Source organism: Streptomyces sp. NPDC002004 (assembly GCF_053593975.1).
In genome coordinates this window covers 204,321-217,128 of sequence record NZ_JBSFDP010000008.1, presented here as the reverse complement: position 1 = coordinate 217,128, position 12,808 = coordinate 204,321, and the positions used below count along the sequence as shown (strand labels likewise).

At 71.6% G+C, this 12,808-nt stretch carries 13 protein-coding genes and 1 other RNA gene; 11 read left to right on the top strand and 3 right to left on the bottom strand.

What is annotated here, in order from left to right:
* Positions 1–22 precede the first annotated feature (22 nt).
* Positions 23–1,129 (top strand): peptide chain release factor 2, encoded by a 1,107-nt coding sequence (prfB, locus tag ACWCP6_RS15920; RefSeq protein WP_450933008.1) that lies wholly within the window; start codon positions 23–25, stop codon positions 1,127–1,129.
* A gap of 291 nt (positions 1,130–1,420) precedes the next feature.
* A complete protein-coding gene (locus ACWCP6_RS15915) occupies positions 1,421–2,089 on the top strand; it encodes an LPXTG cell wall anchor domain-containing protein (RefSeq protein ID WP_450933007.1) in 669 nt (222 codons plus the stop codon).
* Positions 2,090–2,291: 202 nt separating this feature from the next.
* Here the strand turns inward: ACWCP6_RS15915 and ACWCP6_RS15910 are convergent, their stop codons facing one another.
* Positions 2,292–2,483, bottom strand: a complete 192-nt coding sequence (locus ACWCP6_RS15910) for a hypothetical protein (RefSeq protein ID WP_450933006.1) — start codon at positions 2,481–2,483, stop codon at positions 2,292–2,294.
* Positions 2,484–2,753: 270 nt separating this feature from the next.
* Between ACWCP6_RS15910 and ftsE the strand changes: the two genes are divergently transcribed.
* From ftsE to dacB, 6 genes are all read left to right on the top strand, one after another.
* Entirely contained in the window at positions 2,754–3,443 is a 690-nt protein-coding gene (gene ftsE, locus ACWCP6_RS15905; RefSeq protein ID WP_450933005.1) for a cell division ATP-binding protein FtsE, read from the top strand.
* A 34-nt stretch (positions 3,444–3,477) separates the two neighbouring features.
* Complete coding sequence (gene ftsX / locus ACWCP6_RS15900; RefSeq protein ID WP_450933004.1) at positions 3,478–4,389, top strand: permease-like cell division protein FtsX; 912 nt, start codon at positions 3,478–3,480, stop codon at positions 4,387–4,389.
* A 96-nt stretch (positions 4,390–4,485) separates the two neighbouring features.
* Complete coding sequence (locus tag ACWCP6_RS15895) at positions 4,486–5,682, top strand: S41 family peptidase (RefSeq protein WP_450933003.1); 1,197 nt, start codon at positions 4,486–4,488, stop codon at positions 5,680–5,682.
* Between the two features lie 79 nt (positions 5,683–5,761).
* Positions 5,762–6,241 (top strand): SsrA-binding protein SmpB, encoded by a 480-nt coding sequence (gene smpB / locus ACWCP6_RS15890; protein ID WP_450933002.1) that lies wholly within the window; start codon positions 5,762–5,764, stop codon positions 6,239–6,241.
* 116 nt (positions 6,242–6,357) lie between these two features.
* Positions 6,358–6,727, top strand: a transfer-messenger RNA (tmRNA) gene (ssrA, locus tag ACWCP6_RS15885).
* A gap of 429 nt (positions 6,728–7,156) precedes the next feature.
* Positions 7,157–8,743 (top strand): D-alanyl-D-alanine carboxypeptidase/D-alanyl-D-alanine endopeptidase, encoded by a 1,587-nt coding sequence (gene dacB, locus ACWCP6_RS15880; RefSeq protein WP_450933001.1) that lies wholly within the window; start codon positions 7,157–7,159, stop codon positions 8,741–8,743.
* Here dacB and ACWCP6_RS15875 read toward each other — a convergent pair.
* Entirely contained in the window at positions 8,724–9,938 is a 1,215-nt protein-coding gene (locus tag ACWCP6_RS15875; RefSeq protein ID WP_450933000.1) for an MFS transporter, read from the bottom strand. The two genes, dacB and ACWCP6_RS15875, sit on opposite strands and share 20 nt — an antisense overlap.
* 83 nt (positions 9,939–10,021) lie before the next feature.
* On the opposite strand from ACWCP6_RS15875, the gene ACWCP6_RS15870 reads away from it, so the two are divergent.
* The 3 genes from ACWCP6_RS15870 (at position 10,022) to ACWCP6_RS15860 (ending at position 11,784) form a co-directional block, all read left to right on the top strand.
* Positions 10,022–11,089, top strand: coding sequence for a LysR family transcriptional regulator (locus tag ACWCP6_RS15870; protein ID WP_450932999.1), 1,068 nt, complete (start codon positions 10,022–10,024; stop codon positions 11,087–11,089).
* Positions 11,090–11,296: 207 nt separating this feature from the next.
* A complete protein-coding gene (locus tag ACWCP6_RS15865) occupies positions 11,297–11,479 on the top strand; it encodes a hypothetical protein (RefSeq protein WP_450932998.1) in 183 nt (60 codons plus the stop codon).
* Positions 11,464–11,784, top strand: a complete 321-nt coding sequence (locus ACWCP6_RS15860; protein WP_450932997.1) for a hypothetical protein — start codon at positions 11,464–11,466, stop codon at positions 11,782–11,784. The genes ACWCP6_RS15865 and ACWCP6_RS15860 overlap by 16 nt, the downstream gene beginning before the upstream one ends.
* Before the next feature lie 121 nt (positions 11,785–11,905).
* Here the strand turns inward: ACWCP6_RS15860 and ACWCP6_RS15855 are convergent, their stop codons facing one another.
* Complete coding sequence (locus ACWCP6_RS15855) at positions 11,906–12,691, bottom strand: GNAT family N-acetyltransferase (RefSeq protein WP_450932996.1); 786 nt, start codon at positions 12,689–12,691, stop codon at positions 11,906–11,908.
* Positions 12,692–12,808: the final 117 nt, after the last annotated feature.

Here is a 12,808-nt window from a genome sequence, read left to right as displayed (position 1 = left end):
GCGTTGCCGTTACGCTGGAGGCGTGGCAGTCGTCGATGTATCCGAAGAGCTGAAGTCCCTCTCCTCGACCATGGAGTCGATCGAGGCCGTCCTGGACCTCGACACGTTGAGGGCAGATATCGCCGTGCTCGAGGAGCAGGCGGCCGCACCGTCCCTGTGGGACGACCCCGAAGCGGCACAGAAGATCACCAGCAAGCTTTCCCACCTCCAGGCCGAGGTCCGCAAGGCGGAGAACCTCCGCGGCCGGATCGACGACCTGGGCGTGCTGTTCGAGCTCGCCGAGGCTGAGGACGACCCGGACACCCGCGCCGAGGCGGAGGCGGAGCTCACCGAGGTCCGCAAGGCCCTCGACGAGATGGAGGTCCGGACGCTGCTGTCGGGCGAGTACGACTCCCGCGAGGCCCTCGTGAACATCCGGGCCGAGGCCGGCGGTGTCGACGCCGCCGACTTCGCGGAGCAGCTCCAGCGGATGTACCTGCGCTGGGCCGAGCGGCACGGGTACAAGACCGAGGTGTACGAGACCTCGTACGCCGAGGAAGCCGGCATCAAGTCCACCACCTTCGCCGTGCAGGTCCCGTACGCCTACGGCACGCTCTCGGTGGAGCAGGGCACGCACCGCCTGGTGCGCATCTCGCCCTTCGACAACCAGGGACGCCGGCAGACCTCCTTCGCCGGTGTCGAGGTGCTTCCCGTCGTCGAGCAGAGCGACCACGTCGACATCGACGAGTCCGAGCTGCGGATCGACGTCTACCGGTCCTCCGGTCCCGGCGGCCAGGGCGTCAACACGACCGACTCCGCCGTGCGGATCACGCACATCCCGACGGGGATCGTGGTGTCCTGCCAGAACGAGCGGTCGCAGATCCAGAACAAGGCGACGGCCATGAACGTGCTCCAGGCGAAGCTGCTCGAGCGGCGGCGCCAGGAGGAGCAGGCCAAGATGGACGCGCTCAAGGGCGACGGCGGCAACTCCTGGGGCAACCAGATGCGTTCGTACGTCCTGCACCCGTACCAGATGGTCAAGGACCTGCGCACCGAGCACGAGGTCGGCAACCCGCAGGGTGTCCTCGACGGTGAGATCGACGGCTTCCTCGAGGCCGGCATTCGCTGGCGCAAGCAGCAGGAGAAGTAGTCGGACGCTTTGTCGACAAGGCAACTGTCGCCCCAAGGGCGGCAGTTGCCTTTCGTTTGTGGGGTTTGTGTCACAGTCGCGTGTGAGGCGGCGGCCCAACTCCCGCAATCCGGGCATCGCGTGCGCAACGTCCTTGACGTTGCTGTGAAATCTGGGAAGGCTAGCGTTCGGCATGCGCATGTCTGGGGCGCGTGCGAACTGCGGGGGCGGGCCTGAATGCTCCGCCCTCGGCGGCCGAAGCCCCCGTGTGCTGCTCCACTGACGATTTCAGCTACTGGGGGTAGCAGGTCTATGACCAAGAAGATGCGGATGCGCGTGGCGCGCATAGCCGCAGGTGCGGTGATCGCGGCCGGTGCGTCGCTGACCGCCGCGGGCGCCGCCTCGGCTCTCGAGATCAACGTAGGCGTGGGCGGTCTGGGCGTCGGCGCCCATGCCGACAAGTCCGGCATCGGTGTCGATGTCGACGGGCCGGACGGTCCGACCGGGACGCCGACCGCCGACCCGACCGAGATCCCGACGGACCCGGGCGAGCCCAGCGACGAGCCGACGACTCCGACGGATGAGCCGACGCAGCCCACCGAGGAGCCGACGGAGCCCACCGAGGACCCGACCCAGCCGACCGAGGACCCCACCTCGCAGCCGACCGAGCAGCCCACGAGCCCCGGCCACGGCGGCAACGGCGGCGGCCACGGTCACGGCAACGGTGGGGGCAACGGCAACGGCAACGGCAACACCGACCCCGACGGCGGCTCGCAGCCGGTCGAGCAGGGCCACGGCAAGGAGGCCCTGACGGACACCGGCTCCAAGCCTGCCGAGCAGGGCAAGGCCAACGGTGAGCTGGCCGAGACGGGTGCCGCTCAGACCACCTTCCTGCTGATCGGCGCCGCGACGATGATCGCCGGCGGCATCGGCTTCCGGATGCTGCCGCGCCTCGTGGGCGGCGGCCGCACCGCCGTCTGACCCGGATCGCGTCACATCCGGTCACACAGTGTGAGGCGCCAGTGACACGGGAAGGGCCCGGAGCGTCTGCTCCGGGCCCTTCTTCGCTTGTCGGGGGAGGGAGAGCCACGGTCTCGGGGCGTGGGTCCCGGTCGAGGGGCCTCGGCCTGCCCTCCAGGGGGGCGTACGCGCCTCTGAGTGCGCCGTGGCCGCCCGGGGCGGGCTAGGCGGTCTGGTGGGCCAGCAGGGCCAGCGCGGCGATCAGCACCGCGAGCAGCGCGATCAGCGTCATCGGGTTCACACCGGCGAAGAAGCCCTCCTGCTGCAGCCGCTGGCGGCTGGCCCTGCAGACGGGGCAGCGGCCCTCGTTCACGGGCGCCGCGCAGTTCGCGCACACCAGTCGGTCATAGGTCATGCGCCGTCCTCCTCCCGCGCGGCGGAGCCTGCCGCATAGCGTTCTCTCCGCACAACGCTCAGGGAAACGCAACCGTTCCCCCTACCACTGTGCCAGCTTCCGGGGATTTCGGCGCGGCCCGCCGTATCCTGCCCGGTCCCGGCGTATTCGGCACGTTCCGTTACGTGACAAATCGCGCAACCGGTGCACAACTACGGCCGTCGACTGCACTGTCGTACCGGCTTCGCGTATGGTCACGCTCACCTACCCCCGGACAACCGTGGTGCATCCGTGATCCGATTCGACAATGTCTCCAAGGTCTACCCCAAGCAGACCCGCCCTGCTCTGAGGGACGTCTCCCTCGAGGTGGAGCGCGGCGAGTTCGTCTTCCTCGTGGGTTCCTCCGGCTCCGGAAAGTCCACGTTCCTGCGGCTGCTCCTGCGCGAGGAGCGGGCCAGCCACGGCCAGGTGCACGTCCTGGGCAAGGACCTCGCACGGCTGTCCAACTGGAAGGTGCCGCACATGCGCCGCCAGCTGGGAACCGTCTTCCAGGACTTCCGGCTGCTGCCGAACAAGACCGTCGGCGAGAACGTCGCCTTCGCGCAGGAAGTGATCGGCAAGTCGCGTGGCGAGACCCGCAAGTCCGTGCCGCAGGTGCTCGACCTGGTCGGGCTCGGCGGCAAGGAGGACCGGATGCCGGGTGAGCTGTCCGGTGGTGAGCAGCAGCGCGTCGCCATCGCCCGGGCCTTCGTCAACCGGCCCAAGCTGCTGATCGCCGACGAGCCGACCGGAAATCTCGACCCGCAGACCTCCGTCGGCATCATGAAGCTGCTGGACCGGATCAACCGGACCGGCACCACCGTCGTCATGGCGACCCACGACCAGAACATCGTGGACCAGATGCGCAAGCGCGTCATCGAGCTGGAGCAGGGCCGACTCGTCCGCGACCAGGCGCGCGGCGTGTACGGCTACCAGCACTGAAGCGACGTACGTACCGAAAGGCTGAAAGCACGCGATGCGCGCCCAGTTCGTTCTGTCGGAGATCGGGGTCGGTCTCCGTCGCAATCTGACGATGACCTTCGCCGTCATCATCTCGGTGGCCCTGTCGCTCGCCCTGTTCGGCGGCTCCCTGCTCATGCGGGACCAGGTGAGCTCGATGAAGGGCTACTGGTACGACAAGGTCCAGGTCTCGATCTTCCTGTGCAACAAGGCCGATGCGGAGAACGACTCGCACTGTGCCAAGGGCGCCGTCACGGCGGAGCAGAAGGACCAGATCAAGCGGGACCTGAAGAACCTGCCCGTGGTGCAGGACGTGTTCTACGAGTCGGCGGACCAGGCGTACAAGCGGTACAAGGAGCAGTTCAAGGACTCCCCGCTGGCCTCCTCGCTCACGCCGGACCAGATGCAGGAGTCGTACCGGGTCAAGCTCAAGGACCCGCAGAAGTACGAGGTGATCAAGACCGCGTTCTCCGGGCGGGCGGGCGTGCAGTCGGTCGAGGACCAGCGCAACGTGCTGCAGAACCTCTTCAACCTGCTCAGCGGAATGAACTACGCGGCACTCGGCGTGATGGGCCTGATGCTGGTCGTGGCGATGCTGCTGATCGTCAACACCGTGCGTGTCTCGGCGTTCAGCCGGCGCAGGGAGACCGGCATCATGCGCCTCGTCGGCGCGTCCAGCTTCTACATCCAGGCGCCCTTCATCATGGAGGCCGCGATCGCCGGTCTGATCGGCGCGTGCGTCTCCGTGGTCCTGATCGTGGGCGGCAAGTACTTCCTGGTCGACCAGTGGCTCGCGGAGCGGATCCCGCTGATCAACTTCATCGGCTGGGACGCCGTGATCACCAAGTTGCCGCTGGTCCTGGCGATCGGACTGCTGATGCCTGCGCTTGCCGCGTTCTTCGCGTTGCGCAAGTACCTGAGAGTGTGATGCGTCACTCACGGGTGTGACGGTGTGGGATGTGACCTGGGCGCCGCGGGGTTCAACCAACCCTGCGGCGCCCTGCGTTGTCCTAGACTCACCGGCATGTCGGGTCCCGACCTGTTTCCCGCACCCCGCCGCATTCGCCGTGGGGCGGCCCTGACATTGGTCTTCGCGGGCGTCCTGGCCAGCGGGTTCGCGGTCGGCTCCTTCGACGGGACCCCCGGTCACGGCCGGAAGGTCCCCTCCCCGCGCGCGGGTTCGGCGAGCCTGTCGGCGGCCGCTCGCCAGCAGGCGGTGGCCGACGCCGCCGCCCAGGCCATGGCCGACGGCAAGTCCCCCACGGAGGCGGCCCAACGAGCCGTCAGCCGCAGCGGCGACCGCTGGGGCGCGGTCTACTCCGAGGGTCAGTACGAGGAGTTCGAGCGGGCGCTCGACGGCGAGTACACGGGCGTCGGCCTGTGGGCCAGGCGCAGCGCCGACGGCCGTATCGAGGTGACCCGCGTGCAGTCCGGCGGGCCGGCCGACCGGGCCGGGATCCGCCCCGGCGACCGGCTGCGCTCCGTCGACGGCGAGCGCGTCGACGGCCGCCCCGTCACCGAGGCCGTCGCCCTGCTGCGCGGCGACGGCGACCGGGACGGCGCCGCCCCGTCCGTGGCCGGGACCCGTGTCGTCCTCGGCCTCCAGCGCGCCGGGCGCACCTGGACCGAGACCCTGCGCAGGGCCACCCTGACGACCGACCCGGTGAGCGTGCGCCGGATCGGCGACGCCGTCCTGATCAAGATCGCCGCCTTCACCAAGGGCACCGGCGAGCGGGTGCGGTCCGCCGTGCACGAGGCGCCGCCCGGCGACGGCATCCTGCTCGACCTGCGGGGCAACTCCGGAGGCCTGGTCACCGAGGCCACCGACGCGGCGTCCGTCTTCCTCGACGGCGGCCTGGTGGCGACGTACGACGTGCACGGGGAGCAGCGCGCCCTGCACGCCCGGCCGGGCGGCGAGACCCGCAGACCCGTGGTCGCGCTCGTCGACGGCGGCACGATGAGCGCGGCCGAGCTGCTCACCGGCGCCCTCCAGGACCGCGGCCGCGCGGTCGTCGTGGGCACCAGGACCTTCGGCAAGGGCTCCGTCCAGATGCCGAGCCGCCTCCCCGACGGGTCGGTGGCCGAGCTCACCGTCGGCCACTACCGCACCCCGTCCGGCCACAGCGTCGACGGCCGGGGCATCACGCCCGACCTGGAGGTCGACCAGGGGGCCGAGCGGCGCGCCGAGCGGGTGCTGGGCGGTCTGGGGGACCACGCGTAGGACCGCGTCGTGACCCGCTGTGCAGACTCCGTAATGCAGTGGCTCGAAGGGCCCCCCGTGGTGCGAAAATGGCCGCACTATGGCTAAGGAAAAAGGGCGCAAGCTGATCGCGCAGAACAAGAAGGCGCGGCACGACTACCACATCCTCGACACCTACGAGGCCGGGCTGGTGCTCACCGGCACCGAGGTGAAGTCGCTGCGCCAGGGGCGTGCCTCGCTCGTGGACGGGTTCGTGCAGCTCGACGACGGAGAGGCGTGGCTGCACAACGTGCACGTGCCCGAGTACAGCCAGGGCACCTGGACCAACCACAGCGCCCGGCGCAAGCGGAAGCTGCTGCTGCACCGGGTGGAGATCGACAAGCTCGTGTCCAAGTCCCAGGAGACCGGGCACACGATCGTGCCGCTCGCCCTCTACTTCAAGGACGGCCGCGCCAAGGTCGAGATCGCCCTGGCGAAGGGCAAGAAGGAGTACGACAAGCGGCAGACCCTGCGCGAGCAGCAGGACCGCCGGGAGACGGACCGGGCGATCTCCGCGGCGCGGCGGCGTCAGCGCGCCTAGGGTGCCGCGGGCGGCCGGGGCTCACCCGGCCGGGGAATGAGCTGGCATCGTCCCGTGTTGGTCACGTACGATGGCATCGCACCTCACAGAGGGTGCGTGCTTTGAAAACACCACATGGGGATGATCGGTTTCGACAGCGGCTGTCGAAGCAGGGGAAGCGTGTCGAGGAAGCGGCAATGATCTCGTAAACCACGCGCCGAAACCAATAATCGCCAACACCAAGCGCGATTCCTTCGCCCTCGCTGCCTAAGTAGCGACTTGCGAAGTGTCAGCCCGGGGCTGTTCCCGACCCGGATCCTGGCATCAGCTAGGGGACTAAACTCCTAAACCCGGTCACGGGGTGTAGGAGGAAATCAAACAGTGGCTGAGCCCGTCGGAGACTTGTCCGCGTGATCTCCGGGGCTGAGAAAAGCACAGCGGACTGCACACGGAGAAGCCCTGATTCCGCACCGTTGGACGCGGGTTCGATTCCCGCCATCTCCACAAGACGACAGGCGACGTGTGCCCGCGAACTGCGCGGGCGCACGTCGCCTTCGTCGTTTCTGCGCGGCTGCGCCGCGCGTGCGGGGGCTTCGCCACCCGCGCCCCCGTGTCCGGGGTGGGCCGGAGAGATCAGGGGGCCGTGGGTGTGGCTGCCGGCGGTCGGTGAGGCGGAGGGTGTGCCCGCGAACTGCGCGGGCACGCGTCGCCTTCGTCGTTTCTGCGCGGCTGCGCCGCGCGTGCGGGGGCTTCGCCACCCGCGCCCCCGTGTCCGGGCGTCGCCAACCACGCCCCCCCGTGTCCCCAGTGGGCCGGGGAGTTCGCGGTGCCGTCGGGGTGGCTGGGTCGGGGTGGGTCCGGGAGGGCGAGTGGGCGGCGGGGCGGGTCGGCGAGGCGCCCTTGCCGGACGGCCCACGTGCGCGATGCTCCTGTGGCATGACTAGACGCGTGAGCCGCGCCCTTCGTGGGCGTCACTGGATCCTGACCGCCGTCGTCGCTCTGGCCGTGGTCGGTGCCGGCCTCGGGACCCCGGCCGGAGCGGCCGACGACCGCAGCGGACTGCCGGAGGCGATCGACACCCTGCTCGGCGACGCGCGTATGGCCGGCGGAGCCGCGAGCGTGATGGTCGCCGACGCCCGTACCGGCGGCCTCGTCTATCAGCATCAGGCCGACGGACGGCTGATGCCCGCCTCGAACACCAAACTGCTCACATCGGCGGCCGCCATGGCCGTCCTCGGTCCCGGTCACCGCTTCACCACCGATGTGCTGCACACCGGCGAGCGGCACGGCTCCGACCTCGACGGAGATCTCTACCTGCGCGGCACGGGCGATCCGACGCTGCTCGCAGGCGACTACGACAAGCTGGCACGCGCCGTCGCGGACTCCGGGGTGCGGCGGGTCACCGGACGGCTGGTCGCCGACGACACCCGGTTCGACGACCAGCGGCTGGGCTGGTCGTGGGGCGCGGACGACGAATCCGCCTACTACGAGGCGCAGATCTCCGCGCTGAGCGTCGCCCCCGACACCGACTACGACACGGGCACCGTCATCGTCCAGGCGACCCCCGGCACCGCCGTCGGCGCCAAGCCCCACGTCACGGTCACCCCGCCCAACCACTACGTCCGCCTCGACGTCCGTGCCACCACCGTAGCCAAGGGCAAGCCCGCCGGCCTCACCGTCGGGCGTGCGCACGGCACCAACACGATCACCGTCGGCGGCACGCTGCCCGTCGGCGGAGCAACCGCCAAGGAGTGGGTCACCGTCTGGGAGCCCACCGGCTATGCGGCGGCCGTCTTCCGGGACGCACTCGCCGCGCACGGAGTGCAGGTCGACGGCGGCACCCAACTGGGCCGGGCCACGCCCACCGGAGCGCGGACGCTCGCCACGCACGGCTCGATGCAGCTGAAGGACCTCCTCGTGCCGTTCCTGGAGCTGTCCAACAACATGCACGCCGAGTCGCTGACGAAGGCCATCGGATACGCGACGGCCGGAAAGGGGACCTGGGACGCGGGCCTCGCCGGCATCGGACGCTATCTGAAGGGCGCCGGCGTCGACACCGGCGCGCTCCGGCAGGTCGACGGCTCGGGGCTGTCCCGCGTGAACAGCATCCCCGCCCGGCAGTTCGTCCGGCTTCTCCTCAAGGTGCAGTCCGAACCCTGGTTCGCCGACTGGTACCGGGCACTCCCGGTGGCCTGCGACCCGGACCGCATGGTCGGCGGGACGCTGCGGACCCGGATGTGCGGCACGCGGGCGGCGCACAACGCGCGCGGCAAGACGGGGTCGTTGACGGGCGTCTCCGCACTGTCGGGGTACGTCACCGACGCGGGTGGCCGCCGGCTCGTCTACAGCATCGTCCTCAACGGGTTCCTGGCCGACTCGGTCAAGAGCCTGGAGGACGCCGTCGTGGAGACGCTGGCCGCGTCCGACGTGCAGCACGCCGTCCTCGTCAGGCCCGGCACGGCACGGGTCGCCCAGCGCCGCAGCGACCTGGAGTGCTCGTGGCTCAAGCCCGCGCGGTGCTGAGGCCCGGCAGGGCGACCAGCAGCGCACATCCGGCGGCGGCGACGGGAACCGTGTAGCCCACGGCCGAGCCGAGGTGCTCCACCACCCAGCCGCCGCTCGCAGCGCCGCAGGCGATGCCCCCGAGGAGGCCGGTCACCACGAGGGTCATGCCCTCGTTGAGCCGCCCCTCGGGGGTACGGCGCTGCACCAGGGTCATGCCGGTGACCATGGTCGGCGCGGTCGCCATCCCGGCGATGAGCAGCGCTCCTGCCAGCGCGGTCAGCGATCCGAGGGCGCCGGCCGCGAGCAGGGGCAGGCACATCAGGGCGGCCATCGCGGCCACACAGAGCGGGAAGCGGCGTTCGGCGGGACCCGAGGGACGTAGCGCCCCGAACAGCAGGCCGGCCGCGCACGACCCGGCGGCCTGCAACGCGAGGATCGCACCCGCCGCCGAGCGGTGTCCCTGTCCGTCCGCGAAGGCGATCGTGACGACCTCCAGGGAGCCGAACACCGCACCCGTCGCGAGGAACGCGGTCAGCAGGGCGGGTATCCCGCGCGCGCGGAGGGGCGACGGCGCCTTCGTAAGCGCCCGGGGCGGCGGCTGGGTCGACCGCTGGGCGGAGAACACCAGGACGCCGGTCACCAGCAGCGCGGCACCGGTGAGGGTGCCCGCCTCGGGGAACAACGAGCCGCACAGGAAGGCCGCGAGCACCGGGCCCAGCATGAAACAGAGCTCGTCGACGGACTGTTCGAAGGAGTTCGCGGTGTGCAGGGCCGCCGCGTCGCCCTCCAGCAGATGCGCCCACCGCGCGCGGGACATGCCGCCGGTGTTGGGCGTGGTCGCGGTCGCCGCGTACGAGACGAACAGGGCCCAGTCCGGGGCCCCGTACCGCACGCACAGCACCAGCGCGAGCGAGCCGAGCGCGGCGAGCACCGTCGCGGGCACGGCCGCACGGGCCTGGCCGTACCGGTCGACCATCCGCGCCGTCCACGGCCCGACGACCGCGGTCGCGGCGAGCCCCGTCGCGGTGACGGCCCCGGCCAGTGCGTACGACCCCCGCGATCCGGCGATCATGAAGACGGCGCTCACGCTGAACATCCCCGAGGGCACGCGCGCGATCAGATTCCCGGCGGTGAAGGCGAGCGCGCCGGGGACGGCGAAGAGGCGCAGGTAGGGGTTGGTGCGCGGACGGACCGCGAGCGTGGATGACGGCATGGACCAACCGTCGCCCGCGGCGGTCCCCGCGGTCCAACACCTTCTCGGTGCCGATTCACGCGCCCGCGTTGTAAGTTCGGCGGATGCCGCCGGAAGACGCCCCCTCCAGTCCGCACCCAGCCCCGTCCGGTTCGTACGCAGCCCCCTCCGGCCCGTACACCGTGCCCCGCGCCCGCTCGCGCGATCTCGACCCCCGGCTGCTGCGCGCCTTCGTGACCGTCGCCGACGAGCTGCACTTCACCCGGGCCGCGCAGCGGCTGTACGTGGCGCAGCAGGCGTTGAGCCGGGACGTCCGCCGGCTGGAGCGGGAACTGGGCGCCGAACTGTTCGTGCGCAGCACCCGTCAGGTCGCGGTGACCGCCGACGGCGAGCGGCTGCTGCCGTACGCGCGACGGGTCCTCCAGGCGCAGGACGAGCTGCTGGCGGCCCTTCCGTACGGCGGCGGCGCCCGGCCGCTGCTGGTCGATGTGAACAGCCCCGGCCTGGCCTTCGAGCGGGTCCTCGCGCGCGCCCGTGACCTCGCGCCCGAATGCGAGTTGATGGCGCGCTTCGAGAGCGGGCTCACCGGCGCCGCCGGTGAGCTGCTCGCGGGGCGGCTCGACGCGTCCTTCGGGCGGTACGCGGGTCTGGACCCGGCGGTGCGGGCGCAGCTGGCCCAGCAGCCGGTGCGCTACGAGCCGATGGCGATCGTGCTGCCCGCGGACCACCGGCTGGCGGACCTCGACGCGGTGCCGCTAGCCGAGCTCGCCGGGGAGTCGGTGTACGCGGGCGCGGGAAACCCCCGTACCCGTGAGTGGACCGAACTGGCCGGGCTGCTGTTCGAGGGCCGGGGGATCGACGTGGCGCCGCCCATGCCGCTCGCCGTGGGCAAGGAGGAGTTCCGGAGGATCATGGCCAAGAACCGGAACCCCGTCCTCGCCGTGGTGGACTTCCCGCCGATGCCGGACACGGTGATGCGGCCTCTCGTCGACCCGGTTCCGCTGTCGCCCGTGTCCCTGGTGTGGCGCAAGGGGCTGAAGCACCCAGGTGTGGATGCCCTCAGGGCCGCGGCCAACGCCCTTGCGGCGGAGGAAGGATGGCTCGAACGGCCCGCGGACGGATGGATTCCAGCCGCCGATGCACTCGTCATGATGACCGTTACCGAGGAATAAGTCCGACAGTCAACCAACTGCGCTGCATTCCCCCTCCGGGTGCCAAATGGTGGAAGGGGGGCGCTGGGGTCAGGTGGGGGCCCGGCCCGGACGGCGCATGCCCGGGGTCGTGTGCGCACCTCGGTTCATTCCCGTGGGGGGAAGTGCGTGCGCGTGGATCCTTGGCGAGAAGACGCCCGACCAGGTCATTCCCATGACCCGAACGACGTGACGATCCGGATCGACGGTGCCGGGCGCCGACTGGACGACCCGACCGCCCGGCCGGACGCCCGGGAGGCCCCGGACACGCCGGTGTTCGTCGACGAGACGGGCCGCCGCGGCCGCCGCTTCCGTACGGCCGGCATGCTCCTCGGTCTGGCCTGCGCGGTGTACGCGTGGTCATCGCCGTGACCCTGCTGTCCGGCAACGCGACCGCACCCTGGCTGCCCATGCCGGGCCCGCAGGGCGACCCACCGGCAGGCAGGGTCGAGACCTCGCCGCTGCCCTCCGGCTCCGCGAAGCCGCCGGAGGCCCGTGGCGCCACCCCCGGCACCGCCGCCACCGGCAGCACGGGCAGCACGCCCGTGCCCCGCGGCAGCAGGGCACCCGCGCCCTCCGGCAGCGCCGCGCCCGAGGCCACCGAACGCGGTACGACGCCCACCGGGGCGGCGCGCGGCGGTACGCGCAGACGGCGGGGGAGAGCGGCGGCGGCTTAGCGGGCCGGGGCGCGGGGTGCCGGCCCGCGATGCGTTCCCCGGTCCCCGCCGATGGTGAGGACGCCGTGCCCCGGCGCCCGCACCGCACCCGCCGTCACCGCTCCGGTCCGCCGCCGTGCGCTCAGGCTCCGAGGGACATGTACAGGCGGGTGCCCCGGGGCCGGTACCCGATGCGCTCGTACACACGGCGGGAGCCCTCGCCCGAGTACTCCAGCCACACCGACGCCGCGCCCCGCTCGAACATGACCCCGGTCAGCGCGGCCGTGACCGCCGCCGCGATGCCGCGGCCCCGGAAGGCGGGGCGCGTGCCCACGCCCGCCAGTTCCGCGGTGCCCACGGCCGGCGCGGAGCAGGTCGCCCCGCCGGCGCAGCTGCCGTCGGGAGCCCGGACGAAACGGACCGCACCGCCGCCGTCCTCGGTGCGGCGCAGCCGGGCCGCGCCCTCCGGCGACGGGGCGAACGCGTCGTCGAACGCCTCGGACAGGGCGGCGTCGACCGATGCGTAGTCCTCGTCCGACGAAGGCGCCTCGACACGGGGCGCGGCGGACGGGTGCGCGCCCGGGCCGGTGGCGCAGCCGGTCCCCGGCACCGTCAGCGTGGCCGGGGTGCAGACCAGGTACTCGTGCACCGCCTCGACGGTGAACCCCGCGGCGCGCAGTGCGACGTCGGTCGCGGGCGCGGTGTTCGGCGCGAACTCGAGCCGCGGCGTGAGACCGCGCTCCCGGAACGCCGCGATCAGCGCCGCGACCTCCCGGTCGGTCGGCGCGGCACCGGGCAGGGGCGTGGCGTAGTTGACGAACGGGCTGGTGGTGCCGGGGTCGAACCCCGCGACGAAGCACCCCGTCTCGACGACGACGGGGCGGCGGCGGAGGTTGGTGACGGCAAAGCTCTGGACGTTGTTGTCCACGGTGATGTGACCTCACGTAGATGGCGTGCGGAAGGCAACGTCGGGCCGCCGTGAGGTGAAGGGCCTGGCACTCGTGATGCGGTTTCCGGTGTCCCGAAGGGGGACGGAGAACCGGTC